Annotated in this window: 13 protein-coding genes; 7 read left to right on the plus strand and 6 right to left on the minus strand. The window is 69.3% G+C overall.

The features are described 5' to 3' along the window. Positions 1-385 precede the first annotated feature (385 nt). On the minus strand, positions 386-1693 hold the full coding sequence (locus ABSF49_RS10420; RefSeq protein WP_424112587.1) for a replication-associated recombination protein A: 1308 nt from the start codon (positions 1691-1693) through the stop codon (positions 386-388). Positions 1694-1809: 116 nt separating this feature from the next. On the opposite strand from ABSF49_RS10420, the gene ABSF49_RS10425 reads away from it, so the two are divergent. Then, complete coding sequence (locus ABSF49_RS10425) at positions 1810-3009, plus strand: serine hydrolase domain-containing protein (RefSeq protein WP_424112588.1); 1200 nt, start codon at positions 1810-1812, stop codon at positions 3007-3009. A gap of 9 nt (positions 3010-3018) precedes the next feature. On the opposite strand, the gene ABSF49_RS10430 is transcribed toward ABSF49_RS10425, so the two are convergent. Then, entirely contained in the window at positions 3019-3459 is a 441-nt protein-coding gene (locus ABSF49_RS10430; RefSeq protein ID WP_424112589.1) for a VOC family protein, read from the minus strand. Between the two features lie 95 nt (positions 3460-3554). Between ABSF49_RS10430 and ABSF49_RS10435 the strand changes: the two genes are divergently transcribed. The 5 genes from ABSF49_RS10435 to ABSF49_RS10455 all read left to right on the plus strand — a co-directional run bounded on the left by ABSF49_RS10435 (position 3555) and on the right by ABSF49_RS10455 (position 11431). Next, a complete protein-coding gene (locus ABSF49_RS10435) occupies positions 3555-4949 on the plus strand; it encodes a cation diffusion facilitator family transporter (RefSeq protein WP_424112590.1) in 1395 nt (464 codons plus the stop codon). An 85-nt stretch (positions 4950-5034) separates the two neighbouring features. Continuing rightward, the gene (locus ABSF49_RS10440; RefSeq protein ID WP_424112591.1) at positions 5035-5961 is read left to right on the plus strand and encodes a division plane positioning ATPase MipZ; all 927 of its coding nucleotides are present in this window, start codon (positions 5035-5037) and stop codon (positions 5959-5961) included. Positions 5962-6054: 93 nt separating this feature from the next. After that, on the plus strand, positions 6055-6810 hold the full coding sequence (locus ABSF49_RS10445) for a glycosyltransferase family 2 protein (protein WP_424112592.1): 756 nt from the start codon (positions 6055-6057) through the stop codon (positions 6808-6810). Between the two features lie 143 nt (positions 6811-6953). After that, positions 6954-7949 (plus strand): hypothetical protein, encoded by a 996-nt coding sequence (locus tag ABSF49_RS10450; RefSeq protein ID WP_424112593.1) that lies wholly within the window; start codon positions 6954-6956, stop codon positions 7947-7949. A gap of 92 nt (positions 7950-8041) precedes the next feature. Further along, positions 8042-11431 carry an acyl-[ACP]--phospholipid O-acyltransferase gene (locus tag ABSF49_RS10455; RefSeq protein WP_424112594.1) on the plus strand — a complete coding sequence of 1130 codons (3390 nt, stop codon included), beginning with the start codon at positions 8042-8044 and terminating at the stop codon, positions 11429-11431. Positions 11432-11452: 21 nt separating this feature from the next. Here ABSF49_RS10455 and ABSF49_RS10460 read toward each other — a convergent pair whose 3' ends face one another. The 4 genes from ABSF49_RS10460 to ABSF49_RS10475 form a co-directional block, all read right to left on the minus strand. Continuing rightward, positions 11453-13771 carry a sensor histidine kinase gene (locus ABSF49_RS10460; protein WP_424112595.1) on the minus strand — a complete coding sequence of 773 codons (2319 nt, stop codon included), beginning with the start codon at positions 13769-13771 and terminating at the stop codon, positions 11453-11455. A gap of 222 nt (positions 13772-13993) precedes the next feature. Beyond that, positions 13994-16648, minus strand: coding sequence for an aminopeptidase N (pepN, locus tag ABSF49_RS10465; RefSeq protein WP_424112596.1), 2655 nt, complete (start codon positions 16646-16648; stop codon positions 13994-13996). Positions 16649-16687: 39 nt separating this feature from the next. After that, positions 16688-17509, minus strand: coding sequence for a glutamate racemase (murI, locus tag ABSF49_RS10470; protein WP_424112597.1), 822 nt, complete (start codon positions 17507-17509; stop codon positions 16688-16690). Between the two features lie 11 nt (positions 17510-17520). After that, entirely contained in the window at positions 17521-19056 is a 1536-nt protein-coding gene (locus ABSF49_RS10475) for a peptidoglycan-binding domain-containing protein (protein ID WP_424112598.1), read from the minus strand. Positions 19057-19179: 123 nt separating this feature from the next. On the opposite strand from ABSF49_RS10475, the gene ABSF49_RS10480 reads away from it, so the two are divergent. Further along, on the plus strand, positions 19180-21593 hold a 2414-nt coding region (locus ABSF49_RS10480), incomplete at its 3' end, for an MG2 domain-containing protein (protein WP_424112599.1).

A 21593-nucleotide genomic window follows, 5' to 3' on the forward strand; every position in this document is an offset into this window, starting at 1 on the left:
CTCATCACACGCACACCTTGAAGGGCTTCCGACCGGCGCATCAAAACCCTCCTCAAAGGGCAAGACGCTACCGGACAGATCGTGTGCTACCTAAACCGGACATATCGTGTGCTACCGACACAGCCGCCAGATTCGTGTTTCTGAAAAACGGACTCTGTGCTAGTATCTCTTTTATGGCCTCCACCGCCCGCCGCCCTACTCGCCCCCCGCTCCCGCCCCCCTTCCTTGACGCGGCCGCCCGCCGCGTCAAATGTCCACTCGCCGCCGCTCAACCCATTGATATCATTGCACCGACCGTCAAGCTTTCCCTTGACAACCCTTGACAAAACTTGACATTTCTTGACATTCCGCCCGGCAAACTTGACGCCGCCCTTGACGCCGCGCCCTACTCGCCGCGCCGCTCCCGCCGCAGCTTCTCCCACCACTCCAGTCGCTTCCTGATCTCGCGTTCGAAGCCGCGTTCGACCGGCTCGTAGAGCGCGCGGCGGCCGATCGCTTCGGGCCAGTAGTCCTGGCCGGAGAAGGCGTCGGGCTGGTCGTGGTCGTAGCGGTAGCCGTCGCCGTAGCCTTCTTCGCGCATCAGCTTGGTCGGCGCGTTGAGGATCACCTTCGGCGGCGGCGGCGAGCCGGTCGATTTGGCGAGCGCGGTCGCGGCGGCGAAGGCGGTGTAGAGCGCGTTCGATTTCGGCGCGGTCGCGACATAGACGACGGCTTGAGCGATCGCCAGCTCGCCCTCCGGGCTGCCGAGAAAATCGTAGGCGTCCTTGGCGGCGTTGGCGACGACCAGCGCCTGCGGATCGGCGAGGCCGACGTCCTCGCTCGCCATCCGCACGATGCGGCGGGCGAGGAACAAAGGGTCCTCGCCGGCGTCGAGCATGCGCGCGAGATAATAGAGCGCCGCGTCGGGGTCGGAGCCGCGCACGCTCTTGTGCAGCGCCGAGATGAGGTTGTAGTGGCCCTCCTGCGCCTTGTCGTAGATCGGCGCGCGCCGCTGCACCACCGCGACCAGGCCGGCCGGATCGAAGCGCTCGCCGTCGCGCGCGGCGCGCCAGACTTCTTCGGCCAGCGTCAGCGCGGCGCGGCCATCGCCGTCGGCCATTTGGATCAGCGTCGCGCGCGCAGCCTCGTCGAGCGGCAGCGGCTTGCCGACGCCGCTCTCGGCGCGGGCGATCAGTCGCTCGAGCGCCACCGCGTCGAGCGACTTGAACACCAGCACCCGCGCGCGCGACAGCAGCGCGGCGTTGAGCTCGAACGACGGGTTCTCGGTCGTCGCGCCGATCAGCGTGATCGAGCCGTCCTCCATGACGGGCAGAAACGAATCCTGCTGGGCGCGATTGAAGCGGTGGATCTCGTCGACAAACAGCAGCGTCGCGCGGCCGTCGGCGCGGCGCGCGCGCGCCGTCTCGAAAATCTTCTTGAGTTCCGCGACGCCGGAGTGGATCGCCGAGACCTGGACGAATTCCGCCTGCGCCTGCTTGCCGATCAGCCGCGCGACGGTGGTCTTGCCGGAGCCCGGCGGGCCCCAGAAGATCATCGAGCCGAGGCTCGGCGCGGCGAGCATGCGCGTCAGCGCGCCCTCCGGCCCGGTCAGGTGCTCCTGCCCCGCGACTTCGTCGAGGGTCTTAGGCCGCAGCCGCTCCGGCAGCGGCGGCGGCGGTCCGAGCGGCGCGAACAGATCGGAACTCCCGCTCAACGCCGCCCCCTCACGAAGCCGTCCGCCCGGCCGTGTCGCTGTGACGGCGGCGCCTTGCCGACGCGGCGTCGACGGACGATGCTCGCCCGATTGATCGATCCGCCGGGAGCGCCGTTTTGCCTACGCCGCCGAAGACCCAGTTTGGCCTGCCGACCGCCGAGCCGGAAGAGGTCGGCCTGTCGCGCCCCGCCCTGGCGCGGCTCAGCGAAGCGATGGGGCGCGAGATCGCCGCCGGCCGCGCCGCCGGCGTCTCGACGCTGGTCGCGCGCCACGGCCGCATCGCCTATGCCGAGCGGTTCGGCGCCGTGAAGCCCGGCGGCCCGCCGATGCCGGAAGACGCGATCTTCCGCATCTATTCGATGACCAAGCCGATCGTCTGCGTCGCGGCGATGACCCTGGTCGAGGACGGACGGCTGCTGCTTTCCGATCCCGTCGCCAAATACCTCCCCGCCTTCGCCGCGATGAAGGTCGGCGTCGAACGCGACGGCGCGCTCGAGCTTGTCCCCGCCAAGCGGCCGATCACGATCCACGACCTGATGCGCCACACCTCCGGGCTGACCTACGGTTTCGCCGGCGGCTCGGCGGTGCACCGGCTCGTCGCCGCGGCCGACATCGTCAACCTGTCGAAGCCGACGGCCGAGCAGATCGACCGGCTCGCCAAGCTGCCGCTGCTGCGCCAGCCGGGCGAAGCGTGGGAATACGGCCTGTCGACCGACGTGCTCGGCCATGTGCTGGAGGTCGTGTCGGGCAAGAGCCTCGGCGCGTTCGTCGCCGAGCGCGTGTTGCGTCCGCTCGGCATGGTCGACACCGCCTTCTACACGCCGCCCGCCAAACGCGACCGGCTCGCTGAACCGTTCTCCTACGATGCGCTCGTGTCGGCTGGCGTCGACCTGATCGACCGGAGCGCGCCGCCGCCGTTCGAAATGGCCGGGACCGGGCTGGTGTCGACGATCGGCGACTACGCGCGTTTTCTCGCCATGGTCGCCGGCGGCGGCGCGCTCGACGGCGCGCGCGTGCTCGGGCCCCGCACGCTCGCCTACATGGCCAGCGACCATCTCGGCCCGGAGGTCGACCGACGCAGCCCATTTCTCCCGCCCGGCCACGGCTACGGGCTCGGCGTCGCGGTGCGCGCCGAAGTCGGGGTCGCGCCGACGATCGGCTCGATCGGCGAATTCTCCTGGGGCGGCATAGCCGAAACGGCGTTCTGGGTCTCGCCGCGCGACGCCCTGTTCGCGATCGTGATGACGCACGCGCCCGACCATTATCTCTATTTCCGTCAAGTGTTCCGCAACATGGTCAACGCGGCGATCCTCTGACCGCCCCGCTCACCAGACGCCGACATTGGGCATCGACGCCCACGGCTCAGCCGGCGACAGCGCCTGGCCCTTCTGCAAAATCTCGATCGAGACGGCGTCGGGCGAGCGGATGAAGGCCATGTGGCCGTCGCGCGGCGGGCGGTTGATCGTCACGCCCGCTTTCATCATCCGTTCGCAGAAGGCGTAGATGTCGTCGACCCGATAGGCGAGATGGCCGAAATTGCGCCCGCCAGTGTAGACCTCCGGGTCCCAGTTGTGGGTGAGTTCGACCAGCGGCGCCTGACTTTTCGCCGCCCGTTCGACGTCGTCGGGCGCGGCGAGGAAGACGAGGGTGAAACGCCCCTGTTCGTTGCGCACCCGCCGCACCTCGACCAAGCCCATCGCGCCGACGAAAAACGCCAGCGAGGCATCGAGATCGGCGACGCGGATCATGGTGTGGAGATATTCCATGGTCGGTTCCCTTCGAGTTTGCCTCGCTGGAGCGGACAGGTCATAAAGCTGCGCGCGCCGCCGGCGCGCGCCAGGGGAAGTCATACACCACCGCCATGCCCGCCGCTGGCCAAATCACCGCCAACGCGCGCCTGAAGCGCCGCACGGCGCTCGCCTCGGTCGCGGCGAGCGTCCTGATGACGCTGGTGAAATTCGCCGCGGGGATGACGGCCGGCTCGCTCGCCCTGCTCTCCGAGGCGGCGCACAACGGCCTCGACGTCGCCGCCAGCGGCCTGACCTATTACGCGGTGCGCGAAGCCGACAAGCCGGCCGACGAAGACCACCATTTCGGCCACGCCAAGATCGAGGCGGTGGTGGCGCTCTTCCAAACCGGTTTCCTGTTCGTGCTCGCCGCGGCGGTCGCTTTCGCGGCCCTGCGCCGGATCAGCGGCGAAGCGGAGATCGTCGACGCCAACGTCTTCGCTTTCGGCGCGATCGTCATTTCGATCGTCATCGACATCGTCCGCTGGCGCACCTTGACGGTCGTCGCCGCCCGCACCGGCAGCGACGCGCTCGCCGCCGATGCGCTGCACTTCTCCAGCGATCTGGTCGCCTCGACCCTGGTGCTGGTCGGCCTCGCGGCGACCCGCGCCGGCCTGTCGCACGCCGACGCGCTGGCGGCGGCCGGCGTCGCGCTGTTCATCGGCGTCGCCGGCTTCCGGCTCGGCCGCCGCACCGTCGACGCGCTGGTCGACACGGCGCCGAAGGGTTTGGCGGAGCCGCTGCGGCGCGCGGTCGAACAGGTGCCGGGCGTCGCCGGAACCGACTACATCCGCCTGCGGCGCGCCGGCGCCAAAGTGGTCGGCGAACTCGGCCTGCATGTCTCGCGCACCCTGCCGCTCGAGCGCGTGGCGGCGCTCAAGGCCGACGTCGAGGCGGCGATTCGCACCAGCCTGCCGAATGTCGAGGTGACGCTCACCGCCAATCCGGTGGCGCTCGACGACGAGACCCTGCTCGAGCGCATTCTGCTCATCGCCAGCCGCCGGCGCCTGTTTGTTCACCACCTCGGCGTTCAGAACGTCGGCGGGCGCAAGAGCGTCACGCTCGACCTCGAAGTCGACGGCGGGATGCGGCTTGCCGAGGCCCACGAAATCGCCAGCCAGCTCGAAGCGGCGATCGCGGCCGATCTCGGCGCGGAGATCGAGGTCGAGACCCATATCGAGCCGATGGAGATCCGCGAACTCGGGGGCGAGCCGGCCGAACCCGCCCTGGTCGAGCGAATCGCGGCGGCGCTGACGCAAGCGGCGGCGGACGGCGGCGCCCTGAGCGAGATCCACGACGTGCGGGTGCGCGTTGGTCCCGCGGGCCATTACGTCATCTTCCATTGCCGCGCCGACGCCAATCTCACCGTCGCGGCGACCCACGACCAAGTCGACGCGCTGGAGCGCGCACTGCGCGACCGCTTTCCCGAAGTCATCCGCATCGTCGGACACGCCGAACCGGCGCGCTAAAGCAGCGAGACGCGCCGCGCGGCGATTGCGCCGGCGCGCAAAGCGTTTATGTTCGCAAGACAATGAGGCTGCTTGATTCGCCGCCATGGATTTTGACGACGACGCCCCGGACCTTCGCAGCGCGCACGTCATCGTGGTCGGCAACGAGAAGGGCGGCGCGGGCAAATCGACGATCTCGATCCATCTCGCGGTGGCGCTGCTGAAGGCCGGCTATAAGGTCGCCTGTATCGACCTCGACACCCGCCAGCAGACGCTGACCCGCTTCTTCGAGAACCGCCGTTCGTGGTCGAGCCACGCCTCGCGGCCGATCGAGCTGCCGCGCCATTGCGCGATGGCGCGCGGCGAGACCAACGACGTGCGCGCCAACGAGGCCCAGGAATTCGCGCTGTTCGCCGAAGCGATCGGCGCCGTCGAGCACGACTACGAGTTCGTCGTCATCGACACGCCGGCCAACGATTCCTATCTGATGCGGCTCGCCCATTCGCTGGCCGACACGCTGGTCTCGCCGCTCAACGACAGCTTCATCGACGTCGACGTCTTCTCGCGCGTCCACCACGACCGCTCGCGGCGCGGCGCGGTCGCCCAGTACGCCGACCTGGTGATGGAGGCGCGGCGCAAACGGCGGATCGTCGACAACGGAATCATCGACTGGGTCATGGTGCGCAACCGCATGGCGACGATCGCCAGCAACAACGCGCGCCAAGTCGCCCTCAGCGTTTCGCGCCTGGCGAGCGAGCTGAGGTTCCGCGTCGCCGACGGCCTGCACGATCGCGTCATCTTCCGCGAGCTGTTTCCGATCGGGCTCACCGCGCTCGATCCGATCGAGGACGCCGGAGCCGGCGTCAACAGCTCGCAGGCCGCAGCGCGGCGCGAGATCGAAAATCTGGTCGAGGCGCTCGATCTGCCCGGTCGAACCCCGGGCGTCGAGCATCTGCAAGCGCGCCGGCTCTGGCACGACCGCGTCGCCAAACACTATCGCGAACTCGGCGCCGCCGACTGGCGCGCCGGCTGAACTTCCTCTCGTCGAGCCCTTCACAGCCGCCGTAAAGCCGTTATCTTCGACGCAGGTCATGGCGACCGCGCCGACGAAGACGGGAGGGATTCCATGCCGGACCGAACGCCGACGATTTCAGTCGTCATTCCGACCAAGAACCGCCATTCCATGCTCGCCGAGGCGATCGCCTCGGTCCTGCGCCAGGATTTCCACGACTACGAAATCGTCGTCGTCGACGACGGCGTCGGCGCGGCCGAGTTCATCGCCGAGTGGTTCGCCGCAGAGCGTTCGGTCCGTTGCGCCGACAATTCCAAGGCCGGCCAGGTTCGGGCGCGCAATCTCGGCGTATCGCTGGCGCGGGGCGAGATCGTCGCCTTTCTCGACGACGACGACCGCTGGGGCTCGAAGGCCTATCTCTCGGCTGTGCGCGCGGCGATCGACGGACGACAGGCCGCGACGTTCGCCTCGGGCGATGTCGTCGTCGTCGATGACGACATCGGCGTCGTCGAAACCATCCCGTTCGCGGCCTCGACCAACCCCAAGGCGATCCGCGCCGACAACAAGATCCTCGTTTCCGGCTTCGCCTTTTCACGCGCGCTGAGCGGTCGCCTCGGCCCCTTCGACGAGACCTTGCCGATCTATTGGGACTGGGACTGGTATCTGCGCCTGCACGCCGCCGGCGTCGCCTTCCACGATCTCGGGCCGCAGGCCATCGCGATTTACGCCCACCGCCGCGCAACCTCCGGCGACGGTCGTTCGCGCCTTCGCGCCGACAATCTCGCGGCGCTCCGCGCCAAGCACGGGCTCGGACCGCTGACCTTGCGCAACCACGAAAGCATCGCCCGCGACGAAGCGGCGGGGCGCTGATCGCCGCCGGGGCGGCGCGTGGGGCGGCGCCGGCTCGCCGTTCGGCAACGCCGCGTTAGGGTTAATCCGAAATTAAGGACTGTCGGCCAAGTTTCCGTTTGGGCGACCGCGACTCGCCGCGCCGCCGCACGGGGAACAAACCGATGAAGACCTCTGTCGCCGCCGCGCTCGCCGGCCTCGCGATGGCGTCGACGCCGACGCTCGGCGCCGACCTCTTTGGCGTCGCCCCGCCGCCGATGAGCTTTCCCGCGAGCGAAAGCCCACTCACCGAGGTCGGCACGAACTGGTACCTGCGCGGCGACATCGGCTACGAGTTCGACAACGAGCCGACGGTCGTCCCCACCGCCGGCCTGATTCCCGCGATCCTGAACGACTCCCTTACCGGCGCGAGCTACGTCAACGCTCCCCCCGGCAACGCCTCGAGCAACGCCGGCGTGACGCGCGGGAACAATCAGAACAGCCAAGGGCTCAATTTCGACGTCGGCGTCGGCTACCGCGTCAACAACTTCCTGCGGCTCGAAGCCACCTACATGTATTCGAACGGTCCGAGCCTGTCCTACGCCAAGGGATCATTGTGTCCGGACGCCACCGTGCCGGTGTCGAACGAGGTGGGCGGCACGCCCGTCCCGGTCGGCTATCTTTGGGCGCCGGTCGACTGCACCGGCTACCTCCATGCGACCCAGACCAACAATACGGCGCTCGCCAGCGCCTATCTCGACCTCGGCACCTTCTGGGGCGTCACGCCGTACATCGGCGCCGGCGGCGGCCTCAACGCCAACACGATTTCGGGCTCGACGCATTTCATCATCAACGCGGACGGCACCCCGTTCCGCGGCAACACCTCCTCGAGCGGCGCGCCCAACCTCTGGGTCGTCCAGACCGGCGTCAGCGGCGGCTACGCCGTCTACACGCCGCTCGGCGTCCAACCGGACGTGGACTTCGGCAATCAGAATTGGGACCGCCATTTCAGCTCGACCCACTATTCGATGGCCGCCGCGCTGATGGCCGGCTTCGGCTACCAGTTGAGCCCGAGCGCGACGCTCGATGTCGGATACCAGTATCTCAGCCTCGACCTGTTCGGGTCCACCAAGAGCACGATGCAGGATTTCCGCGTCGGCATCCGCTACATGGCCAACTGACTGCGGCGGCTGGTCGCCGGGGCGTTCGCTTGACGCGGACAGGGGTTTGGTTTCCCATCCCGGCCATGTGACCTCCGACCGGCGTCGGCCTTATGTTCAGTCAGTTGATGCGCACCCGGCGCTTCGCGCCGCTGTTCTGGTGCCAGTTTTTTTCCGCCTTCAACGACAATTTCGTTCGCCAGCTGCTGGCGATGCTGATCCTGTTCCGCTTCGGCGCGGAGGACGCCGGCGTCAAGGTGACGCTGGCGGTGGCGGTCTTCATTCTGCCGTCGATCCCGCTGTCGCCGATCGGCGGCGAATTCGCCGACGCCCACGACAAGGCGGCGGTGGCGCAGCGGCTGAAGCTCGTCGAGATCTTCGTCCAGCTCGTCGCCGCGGCCGGCTTCTGGTTCTCGTCGCTCGAGCTGCTTTATCTGGCGCTGTTCGGCCTCGGCTGCGTCTCGGCGCTGTTCGGGCCGATCAAGTACGGCATTCTGCCCGACCATCTGAAGGCCGAGGAGCTGATCCCGGCCAACGCGCTGGTGGAAGCGGCGACCTTCGCCGCCATTCTCTGCGGCCTGGTGATCGGCGGCTGGGCGGCCGCCGAGGGGCGATCGGCCTGGAGCGTCGTCGCCCAGCTCGTCGTCGTCGCCTCCGCCTGCTACGCGTCCTCGCTGTTCATCCCCGCCACCGGGATCGGCGCGCCCGGTCTGGTCGTCGACTACAACCCCTGGACGGCGACGAAGAATATCCTGCGCGAGCTCAGGGCCGACGATCGCCAATGGGTCGGCGCGGCGGCGGTGAGCTGGTTCTGGATGGTCGGCGCGATCACCCTGTCGTTGGTCCCGGTCATCATCAAATCGCGCATCGGCGGCGGCGTCGAAGTCGAGACGGCGATCACGCTGGTCTTCGCCGTCGGCGTCGCCATCGGCTCGCTGCTCGCCGCGCTTCTGTCGCACGGCCGCATCGAGCTCGCGCCGGCGCCCTTCCTGCTCATCATCATGGGCGCCTTCGCCATCGATCTCGGCGCCGTGACTTCGGCGCTCGCGCCGACCAGCGAGACGATCGGCCTCGTCCAGTTCTTCGGCGACGCCTCCGGACGGCGGATCGTCTTCGACGTGCTCGCCTATTCCTGCGCCGCCGGCCTGTTCGTGGTGCCGATCTTCGCCGCCGTGCAGAGCTGGGCGGGCGAGGACCGGCGCGCGCGCGTCATTGGCGCGGTCAATACGCTCAACTCGATCTACATGGTCGTCGGCTCGCTGGTCACGACCCTGCTGCTCAAGCTGGCCGGGCTCAGCGAGTCGGGGGCGATGGTCCTGCTCGGCGTCGCCAATTTCGCCGCCGCGATCTATCTCTTCCGCCGCCTGCCGGCCGACTTCCTGGTTTTTGCGCTACGCACGCTGTGGCGGATATTCCTGCGGCTCGAAGTCGTCGGCATCGACGCCCTTCCCCCCGCCGGGTCGCGCAACATCGTCGCCGTCAATCACATCTCGCTGCTCGACGGCCCGATCATCCTGTCGCTGCTGGACGGCCGACCGCTGCTGGTCGTCGACGCGGCGCTGGCGCGGCGCTGGTGGATCCGCCAGTTCTTGAAACTGTGCGACGCGCGCCTGCTCGACCCGGCCAAACCGATTGCGGCGCGCGAGCTGGTGACCAGGGCGCTTGAAGGTCGGCGGCTGGTGCTGTTTCCCGAGGGTCGCAGCGCCGTCACGGGTTCGTTGACCAAGGTCTTCGTCGGCGCGGCGATGATCGCCGACAAGAGCGGCGCATCGATCACGGCGGTCAGGATCGAAGGCCCCGACCGCTCGCCGCTGTCGCGCCTGCCCACGGCGCATGTCCGCCGCAGTTGGTTTCCCAAGACGAAGGTGACCTTCCTGCCGGCGCGGCGGCTCACCGTCGATCCGGAGCTCACCGGACGGGCGCGGCGCCTAGCGGCGGGCGCGGCGTTCTACGACATGATGTCCGAATCGGTGTACGTCGCCGCCAACTATCGCCGCACCCTGCTCCAGGCGTTCGAGGACGGCGCCCGCGAGCGCCACGGCCGACATGTGATCCTCGAGGACCCGATCTCTGGAACCCTGACCCAGAGCCGTTTCCGCATTGGCGTGGCGCTGCTGGCGCGCAAGATCGCCGAACGCAGCGCGCCGGGCGAGACCGTCGGTCTGATGCTGCCCAATGCCAACGCCGCCGCCGTCGCCTTCATGGCGATCCAGGCTTCGGGCCGCGTCGCCGGGATGCTGAACTTCACCGCCGGCGCCTTCAACCTCATCGCCGCCTGCCGCACCGCACGCATCCGCATCGTGCTGTGCTCGCGCAGCTTCGTCGAGAAAGGCAAGCTCGAAGAGCTCGTGCGGCAACTGGAAAGCGAAGCGCGCTTCGTTTGGCTGGAGGATCTCCGCGACCAGGCTGGAACGACCGACAAGCTGCGCGCCATCCTCGATCGCGGTCGCGCGCTTTATCCGCGCCAGCCCGACGACCCCGCGGCGGTGCTGTTCACTTCGGGTTCGGAGGGCGTGCCGAAGGGCGTCGTGTTGACCAACGCCAACATCCTCGCCAACATCTGCCAGATCTTCGCCCGCTACGATTTCACCGCGGCCGACATCGCCTTCAACCCGCTGCCGATCTTCCACGCCTTCGGCCTCACCGGCGGCCTGGTGCTCGGCCTGATGACCGGAATGAAGGTCTATCTCTATCCGACGCCGCTGCACTACCGGCAGATTCCCGAGCTGGTCTACCGCATCAACGCCACCGCGCTGTTCGGCACCGATACGTTCCTCGCCGGCTATGGCCGCAACGCCGACGCCTACCACTTCCGCACCCTGCGCTACGTCGTTGGCGGCGCGGAATCGATTCGCGCCGCCACCCGACGCGTCTATCTGGAACGGTTCGGCCTCAAGCTGTACGAAGGCTACGGCGTCACCGAGGGATCGCCGGTGCTGGCGGTCAACACGCCGATGTTCAACCGCAACGGCTCGGTCGGCCGCCTGCTGCCGGGGATCGAAAGCCGCATCGAACACGTCGCCGGCATCGAGGAAGGCGGCCGGCTGCTGGTGCGCGGCCCCAACATCATGGCCGGCTACCAGCGCGCCGACAATCCCGGCGAGATCGAGCCGCCGCCGCTCGGCTGGCACGACACCGGCGACATCGTCGTCATCGACCGCGACGGCTTCGTCTGGATCCGCGGCCGCGCCAAGCGCTTCGCCAACATCGCCGGCGAGATGGTGTCGTTGGCCGGCGTCGAAGACATGGCCCTCGATCTGTGGCCCGACAATCCGCCGGCGGTCGTCGCCGCGCCCGACCACAGGAAGGGCGAGCGGATCGTCATGGCGACGACCAAACTCGGCGCGACCCGCGCCGAAGTCCAGGCGTTGATGAAGGCCAAGGGCGCGGCCGAATACATGGCGCCGGCGGTGGTGCTGGTGCTGGAGACGATGCCGCTGCTCGGGTCGGGCAAGACCGACTACATCGAGCTGAGCAGAATCGTGCGCGACCGGCTGAGCTGAACCGGCGGCGGCGCGGCGCGCTTACGCCACCGCCGCCAATGCCAGCGAGCGCGGGCTGCGCGGCGAGCGCGGCAGGCTGACGAGCACGGCGGTGCCCTCGCCCGGCTTGGAGGTGATGCGCAGCAGGCCGCCGTGCAGCTCGATCAGCGAATTGGCGATCGCCAAGCCGAGACCGGAGCCTTTCATGCCGTTGGCCATCGTCGTGTCCGCCTGCTCGAACGGCCGGCCGAGACGCGAGATGTCTTCCGGGCCGATGCCTGAGCCGGCGTCTTCGACATAGAAATACATCTGGTCGGTGACGGTCTGGGCGCCGACCGTGACGACGCCGCCCTCGGGCGAGAATTTGACCGCGTTGCGCAACAACGTGACCAGGATGCGCTCGACTGCGGCGGGGTCGGCCTCGATCGTGTCGGCGCCGTCGGCCTCGACCTCGATCGCCACGTGCTTGTCGCGCGCCGTCGCCGCGACCTCGAGCACCGCCTTGCTGATCGCCCGCTCGACCTTGAACGTTTCCGGGCGCAAGCGAATGTGGCCCGACTCGAGCCGCGACATGTCGAGCACGTCGCTGATGACGTTGAGCAGGTATTGGCCGCTGGCGAGAATATGGGCGCAGTAGTCGCGGTACTTTTCCGAGCCCAGCGGGCCGAAGGTCTCGCCTTCCATCAATTGCGAGAAGCCGATGATGGCGTTGAGCGGCGTGCGCAGCTCGTGGCTCATGTTGGCGAGGAACTCCGCCTTGGCGCGGTTGGCCATCTCGGCCTGCGCCTTCTGCTCATGATAGCGCTCGGCGAGATCGGCGAGCTGCTGCGCCTGCGCTTCCAGAGACCGCCGCGACTGCCGGAGCTGAGCGACGGTGGCAAGCAGCAGTTGTTCGGACTTGAGCAGTTGCTGCTCGTGCTCCTTGAGATCGGTGATGTCGGTGCCGACCGACACATAGCCGCCGTCGCGGGTGCGCCGCTCGTTGACCTGCAGCCAGCGGCCATCGGAGAGGCGCGCTTCGTAGGTGCGTGCGTCGCCCGCGCCAAGCGCCTCGCCGCCGGGTTCGACGTCGGTCTCGCGGTCGACCAGCGGCGGCGCGCCGAGGGAGGCCAGTTCAGCGTAAGGCGCGCCGACTTTCGCCGCTTCCGGCGGCAGGTTGTGCAGCCGCTGGTACTTCGAGTTGCACAGCACCAAGCGGTTCGACGAGTCCCACAGGACGAACGCTTCCGAGATCGCTTCGATCGCCTCGCGCAACCGCTGGTCGGCGGTCGCCGACCGTTCGGCCTCGCGCTTCTGGTCGGTGACGTCGACGGCGATGCCGACGAGCCGCCGCCCGCCGGTCGTCTCGTCGACGACTAGCTCGGCCCGCTTGCGCAGCCAAATCCATTCGCCGTCGCAATTGCGCATGCGCAGCTCGAAATCGACCGACGACGGGTTCGCCTCCCGCGCGCGGGCGGCGATCGCCGCCAGCGGCTCGTCGTCGGGATGGCTCATCGCCTGCAATTCGGCGAGCGACAGTTGGCCCGGGCGCGGCGGCAAGCCCAGCATCTCGAACATCGATTTCGACCAGACGACGCGCCCTTGCGCGAGGTCCCAATTCCACAGGCCGCATCGGCCGCGATTGAGGGCGAGATCGACATGGCCGCGCATCGTCGCCTCGGCGCGGGCGCGCGCCTGCGCCCGCTGCGCCTGCAGCGCGAAGGCGCTGGTCGAGCCGATCAGGGCGAACGAGGCGGCGCCGAGCAGCAGGATCATGATCAGCGCCGAACGTCGCCACGGCCGCAGCAGTTCGCCGATTGGCGCGACGAATGCGATCTGGCCGGGCGTCGCGCGCAGATTGCGCACGGCGGCGAATGCATCGTCGCCGTTGACGCCCTGCACCCTGAGCGCCCCCGCTTTGTCGGCGAGAATGGTCAGCGGTTCGGCGGCGCCGAGCACGGATTCGAGCGCCGCGCCAGCCGCAAGCGGCGGATCGGCGGCGATCACCATGCCGCCGCCGTCGGCGAGCAGCGATCGCGAAGGCTTGAGATCGGGATTGGCGGCGAGGACCGCGCGAAGCGCCTCGGCCGGCGCGGGGGCCGGCGAGGCCGCCAGCGCTTCGTCGAGCCGCGTCGCCAGCGCGGTGGCGAAAACGTCGAGATCGCGCGCCCCCCCGGAGAGCGCGCGTTCGCGCTCGGAGCGCAAATGCTGGAAGGTCAGTCCAAACAGAGCGACGAGCAGCAGCGCGGCGAAGAGCGGCGGCAGGGCCGGCGCCCAGGCGGCGAGCCGGCTCCATGACCCCGCGCCGCGCGCCCCTTTGGCGCCCTCGGCTCGGCCGCGCCTCAGGCGCGAGTCGTCGATTGCCGCGCTCGCACGCGTCATCGCATCCCCCGAAACGTATCGCAATGAGACCGGGAAAACCCGCCGCCACTACCCGAATCACTAAGATAAGAATCCCTGTGAGAATCTTTGTCCAGACCTTAATGAATCGTTGACGCGAAAAATCTGCAGCCGGAATCCGGGCGCGACTCAGACAGCCGGCGCGGACCTGCCCGAGGGCGTCCGCCGCCGGACTCCCGCTCAGCGCCTGCGGACTCCGGCGACTCAGCCGAGCGAGCGGCCGGCGATGTCGCGCAGGTCGGCGGAAAGCTCGGGCTGGGCGAGGATGCGGCGCAGCGCCGCCTCGGCCCGCGCCTGACGCTGCGGTTCGAGCGACCGCCACGAGCGCATCGCCGTCAGCAACCGCGCCGCCACTTGCGGATTGGCGGGATCGAGCTCCAGCACGATGTCGGCGAGGAACGCGTATCCGGCGCCGTCGGCGCGATTGAACTGAGTGGCGTTGGCCGCGAAGCCGCCGATCAACGCCCGCACGCGGTTGGGGTTACGCAGCGAGAACGCGTGGTGCGTCATCAGCTCGCGCACGCGATCGAGCGTTTCCGCCTCAGGGATCTGCGCCTGCAGCGCGAACCATTTGTCGAGGATCAGCGGCTCGGCGGCGAAGCGGCGGGCGAAAGCCTGCAGCGCGTGCTCGCGCCGAGCGCCAGGGATGGCGGCGATCGCCGTCAGCGCGCCGAGCCGCGCCGACATGTTGTCGGCCTCGGCGATCTGGCGATAGGCGAGCTCGGCGCCGCCGACCGCGTTGCCGGCGACAACCATCGCCAGCGCGACGTTGCGCAGCGCGCGGCGGCCGGCGCTCTCCGCGTCGGGGGAAAACGGCGGCGCGTCGGCCGCCGTCGCGTGCAGCGCCGCCAGCGCCTCGGCGTGGGCGCGGCCGAGCGCTCCGCGCAGGTTTTCGCGGGCGCGATGGATGGCGTCGGGGTCGACGTTGAGCGCCATCTCGCGCGCGAGGTCGCCTTCGCTCGGCAGCGTCAGCGCCTGCGCGGCGAAAGCGGAATCGATACGGCCGGCGAGCGCGTCGGCGGCGACCGAGCCATAGGCCTCGACGAACCCGGGTTCGGGCGCCGGCTTCGCGCCGGCGCGGATCGCCGACACGGCGCGCAGCAGCAGCCGCGTCGCCAATGTTTGCAACGCCTGCCAGCGGTTGAAGCTGTCGCTGTCGCGCGCCAGCAGCGTCAGCATGTCGGCCTCGCCGAGATCGTCTTCGACCCGCACCGGCGCGGAAAATCCGCGCAGGAACGACAGCGCCGGCCGACGCTCGAGGCCGACGAAGGCGATCGAACGACGCTCGCCCTCGAGAACGAACACGCCCGTTTCGAGCTCGCGCGCGCTAGCCTCCGTCGACGCGAGCGGGACGTCGCCGTGAGCGGGATCGACGAGGCCGAGCGCGATCGGCATCGTCATCGGCGCCTTGTCGGGCTGGCCGGGCGTCGGCGCGAGCGACTGCGCGACATCGACGCGGAACGTCCCCCGCCCCTCGTCCCATTGCGTCCGCACGGTCACAACCGGCGTGCCGGCCTGCGAATACCAGAGCTTGAAATTCGCCAGATCGCGGCCTGAGGCCTCGGCGAAACAGGCGAGGAAATCCTCGACCGTCGCCGCCGTGCCGTCGCAACGCGAGAAATAGAGATTCATGCCGGCGCGGAACGCCTCGGCGCCGATCAGCGCACGCAGCATGCGGACGAGCTCGGCGCCTTTCTGATAGACCGTCGCGGTGTAGAAGTTGTTGATCTCGTGATAGACCGACGGCCGCACCGGATGGGTGAGCGGGCCCGCGTCCTCGGCGAATTGCGCGGCGCGCAGCCCGCGCACGTCGGCGATGCGCTTGACCGGCGCCGAGCGCTGGTCGGCGGAGAACTCCTGATCGCGAAAGACGGTCAGCCCTTCCTTCAGGCAGAGCTGGAACCAGTCGCGGCAGGTGATGCGGTTGCCGGTCCAGTTGTGGAAGTACTCGTGGGCGATGACGCCTTCGATGCCGGCGTAGTCGTCGTCGGTCGCGGTCTGCGGCGACGCGAGCACGTATTTATCGTTGAAGACGTTGAGCCCCTTGTTCTCCATCGCTCCCATATTGAAGTCGGAGACGGCGACGATGTTGAAGCAGTCGAGGTCGTATTCGCGGCCGAAGGCGCGCTCGTCCCACGCCATCGCCCGCTTCAGCGCGTCCATCGCATAGGCGGCGCGCTCCTCGCGACCGTGCTCGACGTAGACGCCGAGCGCGACGCGCCGCCCCGAGACGGTGACGAAGGCGTCGGCGACGTGGGCGAGATCGCCGGCGACGACGGCGAAGAGATAGCAGGGCTTCTTGAACGGATCGCGCCACACCGCCCAGTGACGGCCGCCTTCCGCCTCGCCGGCGCTTTCGAGGTTGCCGTTGGCGAGCAGCACCGGCGCCTCGGCCTTATCGGCCTCCAGCCGAACCCGATAGGTCGAAAGCACGTCGGGCCGGTCGGGAAAATAGATGATGCGGCGGAAGCCTTCGGCTTCGCACTGGGTGCAATAGGCCGAACCCGACCGATAGAGGCCCATCAGCTTGGTGTTGGCGGCCGGATTGAGCCGCGTCTCCAGGCGCAGCGTGAACGGCCGCCGCGGCGGGTCGGGCAGCGCAAAACCGGATGGCGAGGCCTTGTAGGCGCTGGGGGCGAGCGTCGCTCCGTCGAGGGCGGCCGTAACGAGCTCGAGTTCGTCGCCGTCGAGCTCCAGCGCGGCGTCGGGCCGGCCCTCAGGATGGGGCCGCATGGCGAGCGTGGCGACGACGCGCGTCGCCTCGCGATCGAGCGAAATATCGAGATCGACCGTATCGACCAGGAAGTCCGGGACGCGATAATCCTCGAGGCGAACGGGCTGACCCTGAGCGGTGCGCATTTCGACGGCCTTTCGCTGGTCACGGCGACGCCGCCGAATTCAGTCGGCCGCGGCGCGCTCACCCGCCGAGGTAGCGACCAGGCCAAGGCGGCGCAAGGCTTTTCGCAACGGCTCGGAGGGCGGTCGTCCGCTGGTGAAGAAAGCCGCGAACGGCCGGCCGGCTTCGCCCGCCGGGCCGCCGGCGGCCACCAACGAGTCGACGCGGCGGGCGATTGCCGGCGCCGGATCGACGAAGGCGACCGGCCACGGCGCCAGTCGAATAAAATGACTGATCAATAACGGAAAATGCGTGCAGGCGAGCACGACCTGGTCGGTGCGCCGCCCCGCCAGGGCGACGAAGCACGGCTCGATTTCGCGCGCCACGTCGGCGTCCGCGACCGGCTCGCCGCGCAACTGCCGTTCGGCGAGGCCGGCGAGATCGGCCGCGCCGACCAGGGTGACCTCGCAACCAGCGGCGAAATCGCGCACCAGCGCGCGGGTATAGTCGCGCGCGACCGTGCCCGGCGTCGCCAGCACGCTGATCAAGCGGCTCTTTGAGGCCTCGGCGGCAGGCTTGATCGCCGGCACCGTGCCGACGAACGGCAGGTGCGGATAGGCCGCGCGCAGCGGCGGCAGAACCAGCGTCGAGGCGGTGTTGCAGGCGATCACCACGACGTCGGGCGCCGTGCGCGCGATCAGATCGTCCATCACCGCCCCGACCCGTTCGACCAGCGCCGCCTCGCCGAGCGCGCCATAAGGAAAGAACGCGTCGTCGGCGGCGTAGACGAGTTCGAGATCGGGACGCGCCTCGGCGATGCGGGCGAACACGGTCAGCCCGCCGAGGCCGGAATCGAACACCAGCGCGCGTCGCCGTCGGACCATGGTCGAGACGTTCATGGCCGGCAGACGACCTCGGCGAGCGCGCCGCGTTCGCCCGCCGCGATCTCGCCGACGGACAGCGACGCCGCTTGCGGCGGCGCGGCGGCGAGCGGGAGGCCGAGGAAGGCGGCGATCGCTTCGGCGCCGATCAGCCGATGCGGCTCGGCGATCGCGACGGCGCCGACGCGACGCGGCTCGTCCTTGATGGTCGCGACGACGCCGGCGAGCGCGCCCCGGCGGTCGAAGGCCGGCGCGCCGCTGGCGCTTTTCGTCAGCGCGGCGACGATGGCGAAGGTCCCCTCGCCGACCGGCGCGGCCGCGCCGGGGCTCGCTTCGAGCGTCGACTTTCCCCCCGCCGCCGGCGACAGGCTCAGCGCGACGAGGTCGGTGGCGCCGGCGGCGAGCGTCGGCGCCGCAGCGCCGGCGCCGAAGTCGCCGCCGATCAGCGTCAGCCCGCTCGGCGCGTCGGCGCGCAGGATCTTGGCCGGCTTTCCGTCGACGGCGAGGTCGGCGCAAGCGACGACCGGCAGCGCCGTCAGCGCTTGACCGGGCGCGACGAACAGCGCCGTCGCGCGCAGTTCGGCTGGGGCGGTCGCCGCCGGAGCGGGCGTTTGGCCGGAGGGTGGGATCGGCGTCGGCCGAGAGCCTGGCGAGAGGCCGATGACCGGTGAGCCAATCGCCGGCGCGCCGGTCGCGACGCGCACGATGTCGAGGGCGGAGCGCGCCGAGACGACCTGCATGCGCGCCGCCCCGTGGCTCGCCGGCGTGTCGACGAACGGATCGAAGGAATTGGCCACGGCGAGCGCCAGCTTGTCGAAATCGCTCGATCTCTCGCTTGGGTAGGCGAATGCAAAGCCGCGCAATATCGGCCCCTCCGGCCAGTCGGCGGGGGACTTGGCGAAGCGGGTGTAGAACTTCTCGCCCTTGTCCTCGCCGGCGACGACGAAAAACTCCGCGGCCTTGATCGCCTTATAGGAGATCTTGCGCCCGCCCGCTTCGGCGGACCGTTGCGCGTAGAGCGCGGCGAGGCCGGCGTCGTCGCCGGCGCCGGCGCGAGCCTGTAGCGCGAGGGAGACGCCGCCGTCGCCGCTCTGCAAGGTCGTATCGGCGCTCGAAGGCTTGAGCCTGGTCAAAAGCTTGAGCGGCGCGCCAATGCGCACGCCGGAAATCCGGTCGTCGACGAGCGCGAAATCGACCGCCGCCCGCGCGCGCTGCGCCGCCGTCTTCAGCGCCTCCAACTCGGCCGGGCCGACGATCCCGTCCTGGACTGCGCCGACGCTCTGCTGGTAGGCGAGGATGGAATCGCGGCTGCGCTTGCCGAAGGCGCCGTCGACCGTTCCGTTATAGAAGTCGAGCCAGCCCAGGGCGTCTTGCACGGCCTTGCGGTCGGCTTCCGGCATCGCCAGGAACGCCGCCTTCTGCGCCTCGAGCTTGGCGTCCGCCGCCGCCGTGGCGGCGGCCGGCGGGGATAGCGGAGCGGCCAACGCCGGCGCCGCAGCGGCGGCCGTCAGGGCGACCAATCCGGCCGCCCAAAAGCGATGCGTCGTCATTCCTGCTCCCTTCGCGTCGCGCCGCCATGCTAGCATCGGCTGTCCCGTAAGCACACCGTCGCCGGTTCCCTTTACCGTCCGGCGGGATCGTCGCGGCCCGAAGCCGCCCACAAGGGTCGAAACATGCTCAAGGTCCTTCGCAGCCTCTTTACGCTCGCCCTGCTGCTCGCCGCCGGCGTCGCGTTGGCCGCCGCCGAGGTCAAGCCCTACGCCCGCGACGATCTCGCCAGCGACGTCGTGCGGCTGACCGACACGCTGCGCAAGGAGACGGCGCAAATCGGCGCGAAGCTGAAGGGCAAGAGCGTCGAGCAGTTGCGCAAGGACGCGGCGTCCGCCGTCGCCGCCGGCAACTACAAGGACGCCGGCGCCTGGCTCGGCGCGGTCGTCGCCGCCGACCCGAAGAATTCCGCCTCCTGGCTCGCGCTCGCCAGGCTCGGCGCCGCGGCCGACGACGCGCAGGCGACCGGCCGCTACGACCTGGTCGAACGCGGCCAGACCGCCGCCTACGCCGGCTATCAGCGCGCGACGGGCGCAGCGCAGCAGGCCGAGGCGCTGGCGCTGCTCGGCAATCTCTTCGCTCGGCACGAGATGTGGCGCCCGGCGCTCGACGCCTACCGCGCCAGCCTCGACCGCCACGACGACGAAGACGCGCGCAAGACTTACGAGGATATGCGCGAGAAGCACGGCTTCCGCATCGTCGACTACAAGGTCGACAATGAATCGTCGGCGCCGCGTATCTGCTTCAATTTCTCCGAGTCGCTGGCGCGCAAGACGGACTTCACCCCCTATGTCGCGGTCGCCGGCTCGGCGGACACGGCGATCTCGGCCGAGGACCAGCAGATCTGCGTCGAAGGCGTCAAGCACGGCGAGCGCTATGCGATCGTTCTGCGCCAGGGTCTGCCTTCGGCGGTCGGCGAGTCGCTGCTCAAGGACGCGGACTACGAGGTCTACGTGCGCGACCGCTCGCCGCAGGCGCATTTCGCCGGCCGCGCTTACGTGCTGCCGCGCCAGGGCCAGCTCGGCGCGCCGCTGACGACGGTCAACACCGCGAAAGTGTCGATCGACGTCTATCGCATCGGCGACCGCAACTTGCTCGCCGAGACCGCGCGCGACGACTTTCTCAAGCCGATCACCATCTCGCGCGCGAGCGAGATCGAGTCGCAGGACGGCGTCAAGGCATGGAGCGGGACGATGGACGTCGCCTCCGAGCTCAACCAGGACGTCGTCACCGACTTCCCGATCGCCAAGGCGGTCGGCAAGCTCGATCCCGGCGTCTATCTCGTCACCGCACGGCCGTGGAAGGGCGCAAGCGCGCCAGCTGCGAGCAGCGACGACGACCAGGACACGGAGCTCGCAACGCAATGGATGGTCGTCTCCGACCTCGGCCTGACGACCTTTTCCGGCGACGACGGCATCCATGTCCTCGCGCGTTCGCTTGCCACCGCCCTGCCGCTGCCGGGCGTCGAGCTGCGGCTGATCGCGCACAACAACGAAGTGCTGGCGACCAAGACGACCGGCGCCGACGGGCGCATCGACTTCGATCCCGGCCTATCGCGCGGGACCGGCGGCTCGGCCCCCGGCCTGCTGGTGGCGACGCTCGGCGACGACTACGGCGTCCTTAATCTCGGCCAGCCGGCTTTCGACCTCACTGACCGCGGCGTCGGCGGCCGCGACGCGCCGAGCGCGCTCGACGCCTTCGTCTACACCGAGCGCGGCGTCTATCGCTCCGGCGAAACGGTGTTCGTCGCCGCGCTGCTGCGCGACGCGACCAGCGAGGCCAAGACCGGCCTGCCGCTGACGCTGGTCGTCAAGCGCCCCGACGGCGTCGAATACAAGCGCGTCACCGTCAACGACCAAGGCCTCGGCGGGCGTTCGCTCGCCGTGCCCCTGGCGGCGGACGCCGCCCAGGGGACCTGGTCGATCGACGCCTACGCCGATCCCAAGGCAGCGGCGATCGGCCACGCCGAGTTCCTGGTTGAGGACTATCTGCCCGAGCGGCTCGATTTCACGCTGAAGTCGCCAAGCAAGTTCGCCGAGCGCGGCGAGCCGATCGAGGTCTCGCTCGACGCGAACTTCCTCTACGGCGCGCCCGCCTCCGGGCTCGACGTCACCGGCGCGATCCGCCTCGAGGCCGTCCCCGACGCCGGGCTCGCCGGCTTCCCCGGTTATGTCGCGGGCCTTACTGAGGACGAGTTCACGGCGGTCGAAAACCAGTTCCAAGACAAAGTGCAAACCGACGCGAAGGGCCACGCCGATCTCTCCGTCGATTTGCCCGACGCCGACGCCGCGCGGCCGCTGGAAGCCAAGATCATCGTCGATGTCGCCGAATCCGGGGGGCGTACGGTCGAACGCGTGATGACGCTGCCGCTGCGCCCCAAGGGCGCGCTGATCGGCGTCAAGGAGGATTTCGACGAAAGCTTAGGCTACGGCGAAACCGCGACCTTCGAGACGATCGCCGTCGGCGCCGACGGGCAGCGCATACCACGCAAGGGCGTGAGCTGGTCGCTTTATCAGGTCACCAACGACTATCAATGGTA

The sequence above is a fragment of the Roseiarcus sp. genome (assembly GCF_049514155.1).
GTDB lineage: Bacteria > Pseudomonadota > Alphaproteobacteria > Rhizobiales > Beijerinckiaceae > Roseiarcus.